The sequence below is a fragment of the Bradyrhizobium sp. CER78 genome (assembly GCF_029846235.1).
Classification (GTDB): Bacteria; Pseudomonadota; Alphaproteobacteria; order Rhizobiales; family Xanthobacteraceae; genus Bradyrhizobium.
Map to the genome: position 1 here is coordinate 477817 of NZ_JARVWP010000005.1, position 18182 is coordinate 495998.

Here is an 18182-nt window from a genome sequence, read left to right on the forward strand (position 1 = left end):
GCTGATCTGATCGGCGATGACGCTGACCGGTAACGACGCTGACCGATAATTAAGCCATCAGGCGGCGAGCGGCGTGAGCTGCGCCGTGTCGTAGATCGCGATCGCCTCGAAGCGGTAATCGCAGGCGCGGCAATGCCACAGGAACGACGTGCGCCCCTCGCTGTGCTCCACCCAATCGGGGCGGGCAATCGGCTTGCCGCATTGCGCGCAGGGATTTTCGCGAGGCATATAGCCTGTGTCCTGACGGACCATGGCGCATCTCCCGAGTGATGTTTGTTTTTTGCGTGCTTTGGACTGGACAGATGTGCTGACTGAACGCGCCCACTCTGTCGTGAGACGAAGTGTAAACCTTCGCTCCGTCGTTTGCACGAAAAACTGTTGTGGATCGCGTGCGGCAAAATCGATCGAGAAAATTAGCGGCGAAAATTTAGCCGATGACAATTTTCAGTCGAGACGATTGATGCGAACAATTTGAAGCATGCGTGTTGCGATCGCATGCTCCGGTCACCTGCATCCGGATAATCACGGACGCACAACGTTCGCCGATGCGAAGGTTTTGCCACATTCCTGCCCGCTCGCCGTACCAATGAGACCGCAGAACCGACGCGCGTTTGATCACCCCGAGCGACCCGAGATGAAGACCCTTCAGAGCCTTAGCTACCTTGCCGCCGCCATCGCGGTGCTGGCGTTCTGCGGAAGCGCAAGTGCACAATCGCGTGCGCAATACGAGGCGATGGTGGCTGCCGAGGCCCAAGCCAATCTGGTGCCGGTGGAGCTGGTGCATCGCGTCATCGTGCGCGAGAGCAAGTACCATCCGCAGCTGATCGGGCGCGGCGGCACCATCGGGCTGATGCAGATCAAGCTCGGCACCGCGCGCGGCCTCGGCTACACCGGTACCGCCGAGGGTCTGCGCGACCCCGGCACCAACCTCAAATACGGCGTGAAGTACCTCGCCGGCGCCTATCGCGCCGCCAATGGCGATCACGACCGAGCCGTGCGTTATTTCGCGGGCGGGTATTACTACGTCGCAAAGCGGCAGCGCGGCGGTCACCTCAAGGAGGCGAAGCATGGCGGCGCGGGTGCGCCGCCGAAGGAGCTCGCCAAGCAGGAGCAGATGCCGGCCGATAGCGCCGAGCCGCAGCCGGAACAGGCTTCCAAATAAGTGCTTTCATGTCCCGGACGCGGTGCAACGCGCAGCGTTGCTCCACGGAGCCGGGACCCATGTTCGACGAGCGGTAGACCCCGGCTCAGCAGGGCACCGCTGTCGCGCTGCGCTGCGTCCGGGGCACGCGCGCTTTGCGTACGGCGCGTTCCCAACCCTGGCATACAAGTTGACACATCCGCCCATCCGCCTACATTAGGGGCGTTCCGAGGGGTGCTCCGAAGGAGGAGCTGAGATACCGCAAGCTTGGACTGGCCAGTAGGCGAACAGTCCGGGACCGCGGTGACCCTTTGAACCTGATCCGGGTCATGCCGGCGAAGGGACAGGGATGTATCAGACGTCAAGACCGCGGGGGGATTCCCCCGTCACCATCATCGGCGCAGGCATAACCGGCGCCTGGCATGCGCTATTGCTCGCAGAGGCCGGACGTGCCGTCACCCTGCATGAGCGCAGTGACGCTGCGATGACGGAATCCACAAGCCACTGGGCCGGCGGAATGCTGGCGCCCTGGTGCGAGGAGGAGGCCGCCGAGCCCGTCATCACGCGGCTCGGCATCCGGTCGCTCGCGCTGTGGCGACAGCATCTCCCGGAAGCGGCGTTCAACGGCTCGCTGGTGGTGGCGCATCCGCGCGACCGCGCCGATTTCGAGCGCTTTGCCCGCCTCACGTCAGGCCATCGCCGGCTCGATGCCGAGGGCGTTCGCGCGCTCGAGCCGGCGCTCGAGGGCCGCTTCGGCGCCGGCCTGTTCTATCCTGAGGAAGGTCATGTCGAGCCGCGCCGCGTGCTGCCGCGGCTGCATGCCGCGATCGCCAAGGCCGGCGGCGCCATCAAGTTCGGCAGCGATGCCGAGGCTGATGATCTCGACGGCCTCGTGATCGACTGCCGGGGACTAGCCGCACGCGACCGCGAGCCGAGCCTGCGCGGCGTCAAGGGCGAGATGATCGTCATCGAGACCGCGGAGGTCGAGCTGTTGCGTCCGGTGCGGTTGATCCATCCGCGCTGGCCGCTTTACGTGATCCCGCGCGGCGACGGCCGCTTCATGCTGGGTGCGACCTCGATCGAGGCCGAGGACAACGGCGTCAGCGTGCGCTCGGCGCTGGAGCTTCTGGGCGCCGCCTATGTGGTGCATCCGGCGTTCGGCGAGGCCCGCATCGTCGAGTTCGGCGCCGGGCTCAGGCCCGCCTTCCCCGACAATCTGCCGAAAATCAGGATCGAGCAGGAACGCATCACGGTGAACGGACTCTACCGTCATGGCTTCCTGCTGGCGCCCGCGCTGGCCGAGCTGACGCTCGCCTATCTTGCGCGCGGCGAAATCGACAACGAGGTGATGCAATGCGCGTGATCGTCCAATGCGTGTAATTGTTAACGGCGAGCAGCGGGAGATCAATGCAGCCAGCGTCGACGCGCTCTTGGCCGAGCTCGACTACGAGGGCAGCCATTTCGCGATCGCAGTGAATTACGACGTGGTGCCGAAAGGCCGCTGGGCCGAGACGGCGCTCAAGGCCGGCGACGAGATCGAGATCATCACGCCGCGGCAGGGAGGGTGATGATGATGAATATGCGCATTCCAAATACTCCGGTGTCATCGCCCGGCTTGACCGGGCGATCCAGTACACCGCGGCTTCTCCGTATCACAGCGCGGCCTCTGGAATACTGGATCCCCGCTTTCGCGGGGATGACGAGTTGTATGCGCGGCAGCGAACACGACCACGAGGGATAGACGACATGGTCACCTTCTACGGCAAAACCTTCCCCTCCCGCCTGCTGATCGGCACCGCGCTGTATGCATCGCCTGCGATCATGCAGAACGCGATCCGGGCCTCCGGCGCCAGCATCGTCACCGTATCGCTCCGCCGCGAAGCCGCGGGCGGCAAGACCGGCGATGCGTTCTGGTCGTTGATCCGCGAGCTCGGCGTCACCGTGCTGCCGAACACCGCCGGCTGCCGCAGCGTGCGCGAGGCAGTCACCACAGCCAAGCTCGCGCGCGAATTGTTCGGCACGCCCTGGATCAAGCTCGAGGTGATCGCCGACAACGACACGCTGCAGCCCGACGTGGTCGGCCTGGTCGAGGCCGCCAGCATCCTGATCAAGGACGGTTTTGAAGTGTTCCCCTATTGCACCGAGGATTTCTCGGTCGCTTCGCGGCTGGTCGAGGCCGGCTGCAAGGTGGTGATGCCGTGGGCTGCACCGATCGGAAGTGCCAAAGGCATCACCAATCGCGACGCGCTAAAACTGCTGCGCGACCGCCTGCCCGACATCACGCTGGTGGTCGATGCCGGCTTGGGCGCGCCGTCGCATGCGGCGCAGGCGCTCGAGCTCGGCTATGACGCCGTGCTGCTCAACACCGCCGTGGCCAAGGCCGCCGATCCCGTCGCCATGGCCAACGCCTTCCGCCTCGGCGTCGAGGCCGGCCGCACCGCCTATGAAGCCGGGCTGATGGAAGCCCGCGACTTCGCCTCCCCCTCCACCCCTGTCGTTGGGACCCCGTTCTGGCATGCCGTATCCTGATCCGTTCTATCCCGTCGTCGACAGCGTCAAGTGGGTCGAGCGACTGACAAAGCTCGGCGTCGGCACCATCCAGCTGCGCGCCAAGGAGCTCGACGATGCCGAGGCGCTGCAGATCGTCAGCGACGCGCTGGCGGTGACGAAGGGCACGGGCACAAAGCTCGTCGTCAACGACTACTGGCGCGCGGCGATCGTCGCCGGCGCCGAGCATCTGCATCTCGGCCAGGAAGATCTGGCTGGCGCCGACCTCGGCGAGATCCGTAAAGCGCGGCTGACGCTTGGCGTCTCCACCCATGACGATGCCGAGCTTGCCACCGCGCTCGCCGCCAAGCCCGACTATGTCGCGCTCGGCCCGATCTTCTTCACCACGCTGAAGTCGATGCGGTTCGAGCCGCAGGGCATTCCGAAGATCACCGAGTGGAAGAAGCGGATCGGCTCAATCCCCCTTGTCGCGATCGGCGGCATCAAGTTCGAGCACGCCGCCGAGATCTTCGCCGCAGGCGCAGATTCGATCGCCGTCGTCAGTGACGTCACCCAGAACGCCGACCCCGACGCGCGGGTGCGGCAGTGGCTCGGCCTCCGTGCGGAGGCTGCGTGATGCAAACTCTCGTTCCACACACCCTGCCGTCATCGCCCGGCTTGACCGGGCGATCCAGTACGCCGCGGCTTCTCCGTATCCCATCGCGGCCTCTGGAATACTGGATCCCCGCTTTCGCGGGGATGACAGCGGTAATTGTTTCTCGCGCAGCAATGCCAACGAATTGAAGTAAGGAGGATCCCTCATGAACATCCGCTCCAACCCCGACACCACCCGTCCCGCCGTCACGACAGGCTCGCTGCCTGCCTCACGCAAGATCTTCGCGACGCCGGCGAGCGCGCCGGACGTCCGGGTGCCGCTGCGCGAGATCATCCTGTCGGAAGGCGCCGGCGAGCCGAACCTGCCGGTCTATGACACCTCGGGCCCCTACACCGATCCCAACGTCACGATCGACGTCAACAGCGGCCTGCCGCGCAATCGCCTCGCCTGGGTCAAGGAGCGCGGCGGCGTCGAGGAATATGAGGGCCGCACCATCAAGCCGGAGGACAATGGCAATGTCGGCGCATCCCACGCCGCCAAGGCGTTCACCGCGCATCACAAGCCGCTGCGCGGCCTCGACGGCCACAAGATCACCCAGCTCGAATTCGCGCGCGCCGGCATCATCACCAAGGAGATGATCTACGTCGCCGAGCGCGAGAATCTCGGCCGCAAGCAGCAGCTCGAGCGCGCGGAAGCAGCCCTTGCCGACGGCGAAAGCTTCGGCGCCTCGGTGCCGGCCTTCATCACCCCGGAATTCGTCCGCGACGAGATCGCGCGCGGCCGCGCCATCATCCCCTCCAACATGAACCATGCCGAGCTCGAGCCGATGATCATCGGCCGCAACTTCCTGACCAAGATCAACGCCAATATCGGCAACTCGGCGGTGACTTCGTCAGTGGAAGAAGAGGTCGACAAGATGGTGTGGGCGATCCGCTGGGGCGCCGACACCGTGATGGACCTCTCGACCGGGCGCAACATCCACACCACGCGCGAATGGATCCTGCGCAACTCGCCGGTGCCGATCGGCACCGTGCCGATCTACCAGGCGCTGGAGAAGTGCGACGGCGATCCCGTCAAGCTGACCTGGGAGCTCTACAAGGACACCTTGATCGAGCAGTGCGAACAGGGCGTCGACTATTTCACGATCCACGCCGGCGTGCGGCTGCCCTACATCCACCTCACCGCCAACCGCGTCACCGGCATCGTGTCGCGCGGCGGCTCGATCATGGCGAAGTGGTGCCTGGCGCATCACAAGGAGAGCTTCCTCTACACCCATTTCGACGAGATCTGCGACCTCATGCGCAAGTATGACGTCTCGTTCTCGCTCGGCGACGGCCTGCGTCCCGGCTCGATCGCGGATGCCAACGACCGCGCCCAGTTCGCCGAGCTCGAGACGCTCGGCGAACTGACGAAGATCGCGTGGGACAAGGGCTGCCAGGTCATGATCGAGGGCCCCGGCCACGTGCCGATGCACAAGATCAAGATCAACATGGACAAGCAGCTCAAGGAATGCGGCGAGGCGCCGTTCTACACGCTCGGGCCGCTGACGACCGACATCGCACCGGGCTATGACCACATCACCTCGGGCATTGGCGCGGCGATGATCGGCTGGTTCGGCTGCGCGATGCTCTGCTACGTCACGCCGAAGGAGCATCTCGGCCTGCCTGACCGCAACGACGTCAAGGTCGGCGTCATCACCTACAAGATCGCGGCCCACGCAGCCGACCTCGCCAAGGGCCATCCTGCGGCGCAGCTCCGCGACGACGCGCTCAGCCGCGCCCGCTTCGACTTCCGCTGGCAGGACCAGTTCAACCTCGGCCTCGACCCCGAGACCGCGAAGAACTTCCACGACGAGACCCTGCCGAAGGAAGCCCACAAGGTCGCGCATTTCTGCTCGATGTGCGGCCCGAAGTTCTGCTCGATGAAGATCACCCAGGACGTCCGCGACTACGCCGCGACGCTCAACGACCCGACGGGCGTCGGCGCATCGATGTCAGGCACCATCGAGGACGGCATGGCGACGATGAGCGCCAAGTTCAAGGAGATGGGCGAGAACCTGTATCTCGACGCGGACAAGGTGAAGGAGAGCAATCGGGTGTTGTGAGGATGCGCCCTCTCCGCTCGTCATACGTGGCCTTGACCGGGCATCCGTCAAGAACGAAGAGGCCGGGCGAAAGCCCGGCCCTTTTTACTTCTAGGCTTTGTACTCACATTGCGCGTACAAACTGGTCATTCCGCAAGGTCCAACCATCCTGCGGACTCCGGACGATTGTCAGCGAAGCCCGATGCAGTCGCCGATTTCCAATATCTCAAATCGCTCAGCGTAGATTCGTATGACGCTAGCTGTCGAAGACGTCTCCAGCCGGTAGCAGCGCAGCATATCCAGCGGCACACCGAGCGGCCTCCAGCGATCTCGAATCGAGATCAGACCTTGATCATCTTCGATCAACGAAGCGCCTGCGATTCGCTCTTCTGCGATGACGCCGAAGTTCATCTCAGCCTTCATGCCATAACAGTCGCGGAATAACAAAGCTGCTTGACGACCATCAGGCCAGACTACTTGAAGCCGAACCTCATCCCGTGCTCCAGGACTGCGTCGATCTATCGACAGTTCCTGCAACTCGGCATCGTGCCACGGCAAAGAGTTAAAGCTATCGTTCATAGTCCAGCCCCGGATCCATTTCTTCGCAGTACGCGTAGTGCGCAGGGAACCATCCTACTACATGACGTTCCCCTAGCCGATTAGGAAAGTGATTGCGCTGACTTTAATCCAGCAAGCGTAACCCGAATGAGCGGAGCGACATCCGGGGTTAGCATCAGTTCCGCATATCGCTCCGCTCATGCAGGCTACGGGCTTGCTGCTATGTCCGCTTCGCGTGCCACGCCTTGTGCACGAACTCAAGACGGTTGCCGTCGAAGTCGGCGACGTTCGCGGCGTAGTAGCCGGGGGCGAAGTAGGTGCGATCTGCCGGTTTCCCCTCGTCGGTGCCGCCGGCCTTGATTGCAGCTGCGTAGGCGGCGTCGACGAGCTCATTGCTGGCGCAGACGATCCCGAGGTACAGGCCGGTCTCGCCAGGCTTGCGTTGACGTAGCCAGATGCTTGACCCGACCGCCTTGCCGCTGCCGTAGGCGTCGTCAACAATGCCGTAGAGATCAGGGACATCCTCCGGGCCAGAACGGGAGTCGTAATTGCCAAAGACCTTCCAGCCGAGCTGCTTCAGGGCTTCGGCGTAGAAGGCCAGTGACTTCTCGATGTTATTGACGGAAATGTAAACGTGATCGATCATTGGGCCGCCTTCCTGATGGACGGCATGCTTGTATTTTGCGTTAGCGAATTCGACAAGTCAGCGGCTGCCGCATGCACACCGCTTCGCGCCACCGCCCCAAACTCAATCTCCCGATACCCCTCCTCCGCCACGCCGTTGATGATCCCCAAGAACTTCGGCGTGCCGCCGTTGTAAACGAAGTAGCGCACCGTCCCCTCTTCGTGGCCGGGGACGTTGGAGTTGTAGCCGGTAAACCAGCCCTTGGCTTTGCGCATCAGCATGATCTCGTACATCTTGACGACATGCGCGGTCCAACGCTCTTGCGCTTCGAGCGTGGCGTCGGCGCGGGTCAGACCGCGGTCCCACATGTATTGCAGGAGGTTGGTGCACCAGTTGACGCCGTTCTCGATGCCGCGCGGGAAGTTCGTGGATGCGGACGCGCTTTGCGGGCCGGTCGGCATCAACAGGTTGGGGAAGCCGTGCACGAGCATGCCGAGGAAGGTCGACGGCGCCCGCTTCCATTTGTCGGCGAGCTTCTCGCCGCCGATGCCCCGGATGTCGATCAGATCATAGGCGCCGGTGATGGCGTCGAAGCCGGTGGCGTAGACGATGATGTCGAAGTCATAGTCGCGCGCCGTGGTGCGCAGGCCGGTCTCGGTGATCCGCACCAGCGGCGTCTCGCTGAGATCGACGAGATGGACGTTGTCACGGTTGTAGGCCTCGAAATACCGGGTCTCCAGCGGCAGGCGCTGCACGCCGAAGCCGTGATCCCTGGGGATCAGCTTTTCGGCGACCTTCGGATCGTTGACGCGCTGGCGAATGCGGCCGGCGATATATTCGGACAGCTCCGCGTTGGCGGCTTCATCCATGAAAATCTCGCGGAAATTCGCGAGCCAGATGCCGAAGCCGGGCTCGTCGTAGAGCTTGTCCCAGGTCTTGAGCCGCTCCTCGCGGCTCACCTCGTAGAAGCCGCGCTTGTCGGGGCCATGGACAAAGCTGCCCGGCGTCAGCGCGCAGGCGGCGAAAATCTCGTCATAGCGCGCGCGGATGTCGGCCATTTCAGCGTCCGATATCTCGCTGTTGTTGAGCGGCGCGCTCCAGTTCGGCCGGCGCTGGAACACCGTGAGCTCGCCGACCTTGTCGGCAATCTCGCCGATCAATTGGATGCCGGTGGCGCCGGTGCCGATCACCGCGACCTTTTTGCCGGCGAGATCGACCGGCTCGTGCGGCCAATAGTAGGTGTGGAAAGAAAGTCCCTTGAAGTCGTCGATCCCGGGCACCCGCGGCATGGTCGGCGCCGAGAGCAGCCCGATCCCCAGCACCACAAAGCGGCAGGTCAGCGTGCGGCCGTCACTGATCCCAAGCTGCCAGAGATCGCGCGCCTCGTCGAACTGCATGGCCTCGACCTTGCAATTGAACTGCATGTGCCGGCGCAGGTCGAACTTGTCGGCGACGTAATTGAGGTAGCGCAGATTCTCCGGCTGGCCGGAAAAGCGCTCCTTCCAGTGCCACTCGTCGAGCAGCTCGCGCGAGAACGAGAAGCCGTAGGTGTAGCTCTCCGAGTCGAAGCGGCAGCCGGGATAGCGGTTCCAGTACCAGGTGCCGCCGAGATCGGGCGCCGCTTCGAGCACGGTGGCGTCGATGCCGAGATCGGCGAGCCGCTTGATCTGGTAGATGCCGGCGACGCCGGCGCCGACCACGATCACCTCGTAATGGGTTTTCGCCTCTCCCGTCATTGTCAGCTCCCAAAATTCTTCTTGATCTGTTGGGCTGGATTACAGACCCTTTTGCCTGATCAGGCAACCGGGGCGCGGCGCGCGCGACTTGCGTTGAGGCGCTGCCTGCACCACATCGATCACTGCATTTCAACGCGCGGAAATCTGGACGACCACCATGACCGACAATCTCACCGGCGTCTGGGACGGCAGCTATATGCAGCCGAGCGGCATGGTCACGTTCCTGGCGACGCTGATCGACGCCGGCGGCGCGCTGGGCGGCAGCGTGACCGAACCTTGCGTGATGCCGGGCTGCCCGCTCAGCACCCACAATGCCTCGCTTGCCGGTCACCGCTCCGGCAGCGCGGTCACCTTCGTCAAACGCTACGAGCCGCCGGGCTATGGCTATGACACCGTCCACTATGAAGGCGCGGTCAACGCCGACGCGACCGAGATCGACGGCCGCTGGAGCATCCGAGGCTCACGGTTTTCGGGAACGTTCTTGATGGTGCGTTCGACGGGACCGACACAAGCGGTGGCAGCCGAGGAAGAGGTTAAGGAGCCGGTGCGGTAGAATAAGAGGCCTGCTTCACCTCGCCCCGCGTGCGGGGAGAGGTCAGATCGCATCGGAGATGCGATCTGGGTGAGGGGGAGCCTCCGCAAGCGCAGCTATCACCGGATACGCGGAGACAGCCCCTCACCCCAACCCTCTCCCCGTAAGAACGGGGCGAGGGAGCGCAGCGCCGTCGCGATCGCTATCCGACCTCATCTCATCACGCCTTGGGCCAGTCTCGCGCAGCCGCGCGAGCTCAGCCCAGCGACGCCAATTCACGCGCGAGGTTGGCGCGGGCGCGGCGGTCGTAGGTCGCGGCGAAACCGGGATCGGGGAAGATCACCGGGCGCTCGGCGAAGTGGCGAAGCACCTTGGCACGGCCGGCGCGGTAGTCGGCATCGCCGACATGGATGAACTCCTGCCGGATCGCAGCCGCATAGGCATCGTAGCGCGCGGGCTCGGCGCCGAGGATGCAGAGGTCGATCGAGATCAGGATCGCACCGAGGCGATCGCCGGCCTGCACATCGTGCGTCTTCGTCAACCGGATCAGGCGGCCGACCTCACGGCTGATCTCGGCGCGGACATGCCGTTCGGCGAGCTGCGCGCTGAGCTCTTCATTGTCGGGCCGGGTCGGATCGTAGACGACATCGTGCCACCAGATCGCCTCCGAGAGGATCTCGCGCTCGGCCGCCGAGAGGCCGTCGACGCGCGCGAGCGCCGCGAGGCAGTCCTCGATATGCGCGAGGTTGTGATAGTGGCGGCCCGCCGCCGTGTAGGCGGCGACCAATTCGTCGCGGTTCATCGCCGAATGATAGAACGACAGCGGCGGAAATGGTAGGCAGGAGACCGGATGAGCGACTTGCGCGACACCAACCTTCACCGCCTCCCCGACCAGCTCCGCGCCAATCTGCGCCTTGTCTTTGTCGGCACCGCCGCGAGCACGCGCTCGGCAGCCGTCGGGCACTACTATGCGCATCCCGGCAACCGCTTCTGGCGTGCCTTGCACGAGACCGGCATCACGCCGCAGCGCTATCGGCCCGACCAGTTCGCAGCGCTGCTCGCACTCGGCATCGGCTTCACTGATCTCTCCAAGACCGGCGTCGGGATGGATCATGAGATCGCGCAGGGCTCGTTCGATGTGATCGGCTTCAAGGCAAAGATCGAGACGTTCCAGCCGAAGACAATCGCCTTCACCAGCAAGAAAGCGGCGAGCCTGTTCTACAGCAGGCCGACCAGCGCGCTTGCGCTGGGGCGACAGCCATCAACGAGCGGTTGCCCTGACGTATTCGTGCTGCCGTCGCCATCAGGCGCGGCTTCCAGGCATTGGAGTCTGCAGCCGTGGCGTGAGCTGGCCGATTGGATCACGAAAACGTAGGGCAACCGTGCCTATTCATCGCGTTGCCGTTCCTTCCCCGCAAGCGCAAGGCAATCGCATATGGCTACGGCCACGTCCCATCGCGCGCGGAGATGGCACACCTGAAAAATTTCCGAATAATAGAATTATGCCGCTGATTTGCCCGACATGTCAAGTTGCCGTGTCGAACGTCGGCACGCCGCCGGCTACTTTGCATGGGGTTGTTTTCGAGATTTTGGCAGTGCGCCCTGCGGAGGCTATATGCGATGGCCTTGCCTCAGGCGGGGGGTGAAGAGAACCCCCACCTACTCCTTCAACGTGATCGCGAGCCCGCTGAGGTCGACATTGGCCATCAGCCCGATCTGCTTGCCGCTCAGTTCGAGCACCGCGCCGTTCTGGTTGGTCAATAGGATGCCGCGCACGCCGGCGCCGAGCGCAACGCCCATGCCCGCCGCTGCGTAGACGCCGGCGATGTCCTGGGCGCGGCGGATATTGCGCACCCGGCCCTGCAACGTGGTCTGGGAGCCGCCGAACACGAGGCCGTAGTCCAGCCCGCCGGCGGTGAGGCCGTAGGTCTGGCCATGGAAGGTCAGCACGCCCTTGCCGGCCGAGCCGCCGAAGATCCAGCCGCCCTTGAAGATCACGAGCGTCACCGCGCCCTCGTCAGCCAGGGCGGCGGACGATCCGGTGAGCAGCGCCAGTGCGAACAGCACGGCGCGGGCGGCGGATGACAGTCTCATGGGGGTTCTCCGGACGAAGTGAGGGCGAGACGCGAATCGCGGCAATCCAGCCGACGGGCAGGCATCGTTGAAACGCCTGCGAAACATGCGGGATTGCGCTTGTTCCTGATCCCGCGAAGTCTATCATCGGCCGTGCAGCCGCGCGACGTTGGCGCATGCGCGCGGACCGCTTTGCCGGATCGCTGAGGAGTTTGCGCAACAGGGATCTGCACAGATGCACGATTTCACCCCAATTTCCGGCTTCGCCGGCGGCGCGCTGATCGGCCTCGCCGCGGCGCTGCTGATGCTGCTGACCGGACGAATCGCAGGGGTCACCGGCATCGTCGGCGGCCTGCTCCAGCCCGATACCGCCGACCGCTCTTGGCGCATCGCGTTCATCTTGGGGCTGATCGCGGCGCCCTTGATTGCAGCGCTGTTCGGTGCCCCGCTGCCGCGGCCGGCGATGAACGGAAGCCTCGTCGTGATCGCGATCGCGGGCCTTCTGGTCGGGTTCGGCACCCGCATGGGCAATGGCTGCACGTCGGGCCACGGCGTCTGCGGCTTCGCCCGGCTGTCCGGCCGCTCGATCGTGGCGACGTTCATCTTCATGACGGCGGCGATCGCGACGGTTGCGATCGCAAGACACGTGATCGGAGGCTAGCGATGCCCGTTCTCGCAAGCTTCATCTGCGGCCTGATCTTCGGCGCGGGCCTTTTGATCTCCGGCATGACCGATCCGCAGAAGGTGCTCGGCTTCCTCGATCTGTTCGGCGCCTGGGACGCGACGCTCGCCTTCGTGATGGCGGGCGCCGTCGCGGTCGCGGCGTCAGGCTTTGCGATCGCGCAGCGCCGCGCTGCGCCCACCTTCTCGGCACGCTTCCTGTGGCCCGACCGCAACGACATCGATGCGCCGCTGGTCGGTGGCGCCATCCTGTTCGGCATCGGCTGGGGCCTCGCCGGCATCTGCCCCGGCCCCGCGCTGGTCAATCTCGCCGGCCTTTCGTTGCCGATCGTGGTGTTCGTCGTCGCGATGCTGGCGGGCATGATCGGCCAGAACCTGTTCGGCAAGAATCTCTGGCGCCCGCGCACAATGGCGCCGGGCGCCGCCGAAACCGCTTCCCTTCCATCTCGCGCAGACGGGTGACACATGACAGCGATCAAGCACTTCCCACCTCCGCCCGGCATCCAGGCGCCGCCGCTCTCGTTCGGCGCCCGCGTCGGCGATCTCTTGTTCATCTCGGGCATTCCCGGCTTCGACGCCAACCGCGAATTACCCGACGGTTTCGAGGCGCAGTTCGCCAATGTCGTGACCAATATCAAGCGCGTGCTGAATGAGGCGGGCGCGACGATGCGCGATCTCGTCAAGGTCAACGTGCTGCTGACGCGCGCCAGCGACGTCGCCGCGATGAACGCGCTCTATGCCGGCGCGTTCGGCCCCGCGCCCTATCCCGCACGCACCACCTGCGTCGTGGTGGCGCTGCCCAATCCGAAGATGCTGATCGAGATCGAGGGCGTGGCGTCAGTGAAGGGGTGACAGAGAGGCGAGAACGACGATGTGGAGAAACATAGGCCGATATCTCACCGCGCATTACGCGGCTTCAGCCGGCCGCTAGAACAACGACCCCTGCCCGTCATCCTCGCGCGGCGTCACCTTGCGCGGTGCTACCTTCTTCGCCGCCGGCGCATCCTCCGCCGCGATCTCTTCCGCGGTCATCGGCAGCAGCAATTGCGCATCGTCATTGGCGACGGCATTGACGCGCATCGTCACCTGGTGCCAGGCGAACTCGCCGGCATCGGGCCCTTTCAGCATCGGCATCACGTCGTCGACATCGTTGGGCAGGCAGTCGAGCCAGCGCGCGAACTGCTCGGGCCGGATCGTGACGGGCACGCGGTGATGCAGTTGCGCAAGATCGGGGCTCGCCGGCGCGGTGACGATAGCGACCGTGTCCTGCTCTTCGCCGTTCGGCCCCATCCAGGTCTCGGCGAGCGCGGCGAAGGCGAGCGGGTGGCCGTCGCGGCGATGGATGAAGAACGGCCGCTTGCGGCCGCCGGCATCCTGCCATTCGTAATAGCCGTCGGCCGGGATCAGCGCGCGGCGCCGCTTGATCGCGTTCTTGAAGGCGGGCTTTTCCCGCACCGTCTCGGAGCGCGCGTTGATCAGCAGCGAGAACGTGCGGGGGTCCTTGACCCAGGACGGGATCAGGCCCCAGCGCATCAATTGAAAATGCCGGCCGCCATTCTGCAGCAGCACCACCGGGATCGGCTGGGTCGGCGCAACATTATACTGCGGCGGAAAATTCGGCTGCTCGATGTAGCCGAACATTTCGCGCAAAGCCGCCGGCGGCGAGGTAATGACAAAGCGTCCGCACATATCCCGTCCAGAGTGGTATCCGTTTATTCAGCCTTAACTTGGACCGTTAAAGACTGCGACCAATGACCTCAACGGCCGCCATAGCGGGCTCTTCCCCGCGACCGACGTACCCCGACGAGGCGCGGGCGGCTTTGTTGCGCGCCGCCAACATCAATCCCCGCACCGGGCTTGCGACCGACTACCTCAATCACTTCAACGAAGCCATCATGTTGCTGGAGATGGTCCCGGACCTGCCGGAATGCGCCGACGATTTCCTGGAATGGCAGCCGCTGTCCTATGCCGAGCATTTCACCGCGTCCAATTTCAAGGCGCGTGATCTGGCGATCGAGTCCTATGAGACCGCGGATGCCGGGATCCGGGCCGAATTCGACCAGCTGACCGACAGCATGACCAGGATCCTGACCGAGGTCGGCGCGGCGATGCGGCAATTGCGGCAGGACAAGAGCCGAGTCGCGCTCGCCGAGCAGGCCATCGTCTGGGTCAAGCCGCTGGTGATGCAGACCGCCGGTATCATCAACGGCGCCGCCGAGGCCGATGTCGACAGCATCATGGCAAGCGCCTGATTTATCGGGCAGGATGATGGTCTTGAAACCGGTGCCCTGACTGCCTTGACCTCACCCGAACCTCCGATCCGCCCGCAGCTCGCCGTATCAGGCGTGATCTTCCGCGACGGCCGTGTGCTGCTGGTCCGCCGCGCCCGCTCGCCCGGCAAGGGCTTCTATTCGCTGCCCGGCGGCCGGGTCGAGTTCGGCGAGACGCTGCACACCGCCCTGCACCGGGAGATCGACGAGGAGACCGGCCTTCGGGTCGAGATCCTGGGCCTCGCCGGCTGGCGCGAGGTGCTGCCGACCGGTCCCGGCACCGGCCATTACCTGATCATGACGTTCGCGGCGCGCTGGGCCTCCCGCGAGCCCGTGCTGAACGACGAGCACGACGATTTCAAATGGCTGGCGCCGGAGGAGATCGGCGACCTCAAGGTCACCGGCGGCCTCCACGAGGTCATTGCGGCCGCCCGGCGGCTGGTTTGAGGCCTGTTTAAGGGGCGATATTGCAGGTGCCTTGCGCCTTGCCTCGGGCGCATTGAGGGGGCATACCACGGCCATTCCGGAACCCCTGATGATCAGAGCCTTTCTCGCCGTTGTGATCCTGATGTCGGCATGCCTTGCGACGCCCGCCCGGGCGCAGGACGCGGCTGCGCCGTTCGACGGCGATTTGCAGCGGCTGGCCGAGATCCTCGGCGCCCTCCACTACCTGCGCGGCATCTGCGGCTCCAACGAGGGCGCCAAATGGCGCAACGAGATGCAGGCGCTGATCGACGCCGAGACCCCCTCCGGCGACCGCCGCGCCCGCATGGTTGCCGGCTTCAACCGTGGCTACAACGGCTTCCAGCAGACCTACCGGACCTGCACGCCGGCAGCCACGGTGGCGATCCGCCGCTACATCGAGGAAGGCTCGAAGATCTCCCGCGACCTGACGGCCCGCTATGCCAACTGAACGGGCGATCTTCTTCGATCTCGACGGCACCCTGACCGACCCGAAGCCCGGCATCACCGGCTCGATCCAGTATGCGCTGGCAAAGCTCGGCCGTCCGGTTCCCTCGCAGGACGAGCTGACCTGGTGCATCGGGCCGCCGCTCAGGGCGAGCTTTGCGATGCTGCTCGGCGGCGAGGAGCTCGCCGACCACGCCGTCGAGCTCTACCGCGAGCGGTTCGGCGACGTCGGTCTGTTCGAGAACAGCGTCTATCCCGATATCGCTGAGGTGCTGGCCGAGCTGCGCGGACGGCCTGGCCGGATCTTCGTGGCGACCTCGAAGCCGCACGTATTCGCGACCCGGATCGTCGCGCATTTCCGCCTCAACGGGTATTTCGACCACGTGTTCGGCTCCGAGCTCGACGGAACCCGGGTCAACAAGGTCGACCTGCTGGCCTATGCGCTCGAGCAGACCGGGGCCGATCCGGCCAAGGCCGTGATGATCGGCGACCGCAGCCATGACGTGATCGGGGCGAATCGCAACGGCATCCGCGCCGTCGGCGTCACGTATGGTTACGGCACGGCGCAGGAGCTGACCGAGGCCGGCGCCAGCCATCTCTGCGCCTCGCCGCGCGCGGTGCTGGACCATATCCACAGCTCATTCGGCCGATCGGGGCCACGATATCCGGAATACCCGTTTAAATGCCGTGGCGGCCGTTAACCTTTTCGAAAGAAGTGGGCTAGGCGGTACCCGCATGCGTGATACATCTCGCGGGTCGCAGTGGTTCGCTCCTCGAACCGCGCGCATCCATTTTGCAGAGTTTCATGCGCCATCCAGCGTCCTTCCATCACCAAGACGATCCGCGTCCCGATCACGAGCAGAAGCAGGCCGCGCTGAGCTATCTGAACGAGGCGTGGGCGGAAGCTCGTCACGATGGCGTCGACGGCGACTGCCTCGCGCAGGCGAGCCTGTTCGCGGCGCTCGCCGAACTCGTGAACACCTATGGCGAGGACGCGGTGGCGAAGTTCGCCGAGGGCCTCGCCGCGCGCGTGCGCAACGGCGAGTTCTCGCTGGCATTGGCGCGGCAGTAACCGCCGCGATCCTTACGCCTTCAGCGTCTCGAGGAACCGGACCGGTTCGCCGGTCGACGGCGTGGTAACCTCGCCCTGCCACATCACCCGCCTGCCACGCACGAAGGTGCCGACCGGCCAGCCCTGCACCCGCACGCCATCGTACGGCGTCCAGGCCGCGCGCGAGGCGATCCATTCGTTGGTGATGGTCTCGCTGCGCTTCAGATCGACGACGGTGAAGTCGGCATCATAGCCCGCCGCAATACGGCCCTTGCAGGCCATGTTGAACAGCCGCGCGGGGCCTGCGCTGGTGAGATCGACGAACCGCGCCAGCGACAGCCGCCCGGCGTTGACGTGATCGAGCATCAACGGCACCAGCGTCTGCACGCCGGTCATACCCGAGGGCGAAGCCGGATAGGTCTTCGCCTTCTCCTCCAGCGTATGCGGCGCGTGGTCCGAGCCGAGCACGTCGATGATGCCCTGATCGATGCCGTACCAGATGCCGGCGCGGTGATCGGCCGAGCGCACCGGCGGGTTCATCTGCGCCAGCGTGCCGAGCCGCTCATAGCATTCGGGCGCGGCCATCGTCAGGTGATGCGGCGTCGCCTCGCAGGACGCGACATCCTTGTGGTCGCGCAGATAGAGGATCTCTTCCTTGGTCGAGATGTGCAGAACGTGGATGCGCTTGCCGGTCTCGCGCGCGAGATTGACCAGCCGCTCGGTCGCCATCAGGGCGGCGGTCTCGTCGCGCCACACCGGATGCGAGCGCGGATCGCCCTCGATCCGCAGCGGCTTGCGCTCGTTGAGGCGGTATTCGTCCTCGGCGTGGAACGCGGCGCGGCGCCGGATCACCTTAAAAATCCGCCGCAGGCTCTCGTCGTCCTCGACCAGCAGCGCGCCGGTGGAGGAGCCGATGAACACCTTGACGCCGGCACAGCCCGGCGCGCGCTCGAGCTCCGGCAGGTCCTGCACGTTCTCGCGGGTGCCGCCGATGAAGAACGCGAAATCGCAATGCATGCGATGGTGGCCGCGCTTGATCTTGTCGGTGAATGCTTCCTCGGTGACGGTCAGCGGGTTGGTGTTCGGCATCTCGAACACAGCGGTGACGCCGCCCATCACGGCGCTGCGCGAGCCGGTCTCGAGATCTTCCTTCTGCGTCAACCCCGGCTCGCGGAAATGCACCTGGGTGTCCATCACACCGGGCAGGATGTGCAGGCCCTTGCAGTCGATCACCTCGCCGGCCGAGGCCTGACCGAGCGATCCGATCGCGGCGATGCGGCCATTCGTGATGCCGATATCGCGCACGCCCTCGCCGTCCTGATTGACCACGGTGCCGGATTTTAGAATGGTGTCAAAATGCTGATTCATCGGTCCTCGGCGCCCGCTTTCGGCTGTCGCGCGGGCCTTGTTCGGCGCACTC

24 protein-coding genes and 1 riboswitch are annotated in these 18182 nt (G+C 64.9%); of the genes, 16 read left to right on the plus strand and 8 right to left on the minus strand.

Features of this window, described 5'->3' with window-relative positions:
• Positions 1–57 precede the first annotated feature (57 nt).
• Positions 58–252 carry a hypothetical protein gene (locus QDT69_RS13870; protein WP_050424367.1) on the minus strand — a complete coding sequence of 65 codons (195 nt, stop codon included), beginning with the start codon at positions 250–252 and terminating at the stop codon, positions 58–60.
• Between the two features lie 382 nt (positions 253–634).
• Here QDT69_RS13870 and QDT69_RS13875 point away from each other — a divergent pair, with 382 nt between their 5' ends.
• The 6 genes from QDT69_RS13875 to thiC all read left to right on the plus strand — a co-directional run bounded on the left by QDT69_RS13875 (position 635) and on the right by thiC (position 6348).
• Positions 635–1162, plus strand: a complete 528-nt coding sequence (locus QDT69_RS13875; protein ID WP_279707072.1) for a lytic transglycosylase domain-containing protein — start codon at positions 635–637, stop codon at positions 1160–1162.
• A gap of 199 nt (positions 1163–1361) precedes the next feature.
• A riboswitch (TPP riboswitch) is annotated at positions 1362–1503 on the plus strand.
• On the plus strand, positions 1491–2504 hold the full coding sequence (locus QDT69_RS13880; protein WP_279707073.1) for an FAD-dependent oxidoreductase: 1014 nt from the start codon (positions 1491–1493) through the stop codon (positions 2502–2504). Its footprint overlaps the riboswitch before it by 13 nt.
• A gap of 7 nt (positions 2505–2511) precedes the next feature.
• A complete protein-coding gene (gene thiS / locus QDT69_RS13885) occupies positions 2512–2709 on the plus strand; it encodes a sulfur carrier protein ThiS (RefSeq protein ID WP_279707074.1) in 198 nt (65 codons plus the stop codon).
• A gap of 178 nt (positions 2710–2887) precedes the next feature.
• Positions 2888–3670 carry a thiazole synthase gene (locus QDT69_RS13890; RefSeq protein WP_279707075.1) on the plus strand — a complete coding sequence of 261 codons (783 nt, stop codon included), beginning with the start codon at positions 2888–2890 and terminating at the stop codon, positions 3668–3670.
• Positions 3657–4265: a thiamine phosphate synthase gene (locus QDT69_RS13895; RefSeq protein WP_279707076.1), complete on the plus strand. Its 609-nt coding sequence runs from the start codon at positions 3657–3659 to the stop codon at positions 4263–4265. Before QDT69_RS13890 ends, QDT69_RS13895 begins: the two co-directional genes overlap by 14 nt.
• A 184-nt stretch (positions 4266–4449) precedes the next feature.
• On the plus strand, positions 4450–6348 hold the full coding sequence (gene thiC / locus QDT69_RS13900; protein WP_279707077.1) for a phosphomethylpyrimidine synthase ThiC: 1899 nt from the start codon (positions 4450–4452) through the stop codon (positions 6346–6348).
• A 168-nt stretch (positions 6349–6516) separates the two neighbouring features.
• Here thiC and QDT69_RS13905 read toward each other — a convergent pair whose 3' ends face one another.
• The 3 genes from QDT69_RS13905 to QDT69_RS13915 form a co-directional block, all read right to left on the minus strand.
• Complete coding sequence (locus tag QDT69_RS13905; RefSeq protein WP_279707078.1) at positions 6517–6906, minus strand: hypothetical protein; 390 nt, start codon at positions 6904–6906, stop codon at positions 6517–6519.
• A gap of 199 nt (positions 6907–7105) precedes the next feature.
• Positions 7106–7531: a VOC family protein gene (locus QDT69_RS13910; protein ID WP_279707079.1), complete on the minus strand. Its 426-nt coding sequence runs from the start codon at positions 7529–7531 to the stop codon at positions 7106–7108.
• Positions 7528–9246 carry an NAD(P)/FAD-dependent oxidoreductase gene (locus tag QDT69_RS13915; protein ID WP_279707080.1) on the minus strand — a complete coding sequence of 573 codons (1719 nt, stop codon included), beginning with the start codon at positions 9244–9246 and terminating at the stop codon, positions 7528–7530. Before QDT69_RS13915 ends, QDT69_RS13910 begins: the two co-directional genes overlap by 4 nt.
• 157 nt (positions 9247–9403) lie before the next feature.
• Here QDT69_RS13915 and QDT69_RS13920 point away from each other — a divergent pair, with 157 nt between their 5' ends.
• On the plus strand, positions 9404–9799 hold the full coding sequence (locus QDT69_RS13920) for a hypothetical protein (RefSeq protein WP_279707081.1): 396 nt from the start codon (positions 9404–9406) through the stop codon (positions 9797–9799).
• A gap of 235 nt (positions 9800–10034) precedes the next feature.
• On the opposite strand, the gene QDT69_RS13925 is transcribed toward QDT69_RS13920, so the two are convergent.
• Positions 10035–10580, minus strand: coding sequence for a phosphohydrolase (locus QDT69_RS13925; protein WP_279707082.1), 546 nt, complete (start codon positions 10578–10580; stop codon positions 10035–10037).
• Between the two features lie 48 nt (positions 10581–10628).
• Between QDT69_RS13925 and QDT69_RS13930 the strand changes: the two genes are divergently transcribed.
• Positions 10629–11153, plus strand: a complete 525-nt coding sequence (locus QDT69_RS13930; RefSeq protein WP_279707083.1) for a mismatch-specific DNA-glycosylase — start codon at positions 10629–10631, stop codon at positions 11151–11153.
• Positions 11154–11437: 284 nt separating this feature from the next.
• Here QDT69_RS13930 and QDT69_RS13935 read toward each other — a convergent pair whose 3' ends face one another.
• The gene (locus QDT69_RS13935; protein WP_050403182.1) at positions 11438–11872 is read right to left on the minus strand and encodes a hypothetical protein; all 435 of its coding nucleotides are present in this window, start codon (positions 11870–11872) and stop codon (positions 11438–11440) included.
• A gap of 214 nt (positions 11873–12086) precedes the next feature.
• On the opposite strand from QDT69_RS13935, the gene QDT69_RS13940 reads away from it, so the two are divergent.
• Genes QDT69_RS13940 through QDT69_RS13950 form a run of 3 tightly spaced genes read left to right on the plus strand, consistent with a single transcriptional unit; the run spans position 12087 to position 13384 of the window.
• Positions 12087–12512, plus strand: a complete 426-nt coding sequence (locus QDT69_RS13940; RefSeq protein ID WP_279707084.1) for a YeeE/YedE thiosulfate transporter family protein — start codon at positions 12087–12089, stop codon at positions 12510–12512.
• A gap of 2 nt (positions 12513–12514) precedes the next feature.
• Positions 12515–12994 (plus strand): DUF6691 family protein, encoded by a 480-nt coding sequence (locus tag QDT69_RS13945; protein ID WP_279707085.1) that lies wholly within the window; start codon positions 12515–12517, stop codon positions 12992–12994.
• Positions 12995–12997: 3 nt separating this feature from the next.
• Positions 12998–13384, plus strand: a complete 387-nt coding sequence (locus QDT69_RS13950; protein ID WP_279707086.1) for a RidA family protein — start codon at positions 12998–13000, stop codon at positions 13382–13384.
• Positions 13385–13459: 75 nt separating this feature from the next.
• Here QDT69_RS13950 and QDT69_RS13955 read toward each other — a convergent pair whose 3' ends face one another.
• Entirely contained in the window at positions 13460–14221 is a 762-nt protein-coding gene (locus tag QDT69_RS13955; RefSeq protein ID WP_279707087.1) for an SOS response-associated peptidase, read from the minus strand.
• A 62-nt stretch (positions 14222–14283) separates the two neighbouring features.
• Between QDT69_RS13955 and QDT69_RS13960 the strand changes: the two genes are divergently transcribed.
• The 5 genes from QDT69_RS13960 to QDT69_RS13980 all read left to right on the plus strand — a co-directional run bounded on the left by QDT69_RS13960 (position 14284) and on the right by QDT69_RS13980 (position 16783).
• Positions 14284–14784, plus strand: a complete 501-nt coding sequence (locus tag QDT69_RS13960; protein ID WP_279707088.1) for a hypothetical protein — start codon at positions 14284–14286, stop codon at positions 14782–14784.
• 45 nt (positions 14785–14829) lie between these two features.
• Positions 14830–15249: an NUDIX hydrolase gene (locus tag QDT69_RS13965; protein WP_279707089.1), complete on the plus strand. Its 420-nt coding sequence runs from the start codon at positions 14830–14832 to the stop codon at positions 15247–15249.
• Positions 15250–15337: 88 nt separating this feature from the next.
• On the plus strand, positions 15338–15715 hold the full coding sequence (locus QDT69_RS13970) for a TIGR02301 family protein (RefSeq protein ID WP_176529752.1): 378 nt from the start codon (positions 15338–15340) through the stop codon (positions 15713–15715).
• Complete coding sequence (locus tag QDT69_RS13975) at positions 15705–16412, plus strand: HAD family hydrolase (RefSeq protein ID WP_279707090.1); 708 nt, start codon at positions 15705–15707, stop codon at positions 16410–16412. The genes QDT69_RS13970 and QDT69_RS13975 overlap by 11 nt, the downstream gene beginning before the upstream one ends.
• 104 nt (positions 16413–16516) lie before the next feature.
• Entirely contained in the window at positions 16517–16783 is a 267-nt protein-coding gene (locus tag QDT69_RS13980) for a hypothetical protein (RefSeq protein WP_050424350.1), read from the plus strand.
• A gap of 12 nt (positions 16784–16795) precedes the next feature.
• Here the strand turns inward: QDT69_RS13980 and QDT69_RS13985 are convergent, their stop codons facing one another.
• Positions 16796–18130: a dihydroorotase gene (locus QDT69_RS13985; protein ID WP_279707091.1), complete on the minus strand. Its 1335-nt coding sequence runs from the start codon at positions 18128–18130 to the stop codon at positions 16796–16798.
• Positions 18131–18182 lie beyond the last annotated feature (52 nt).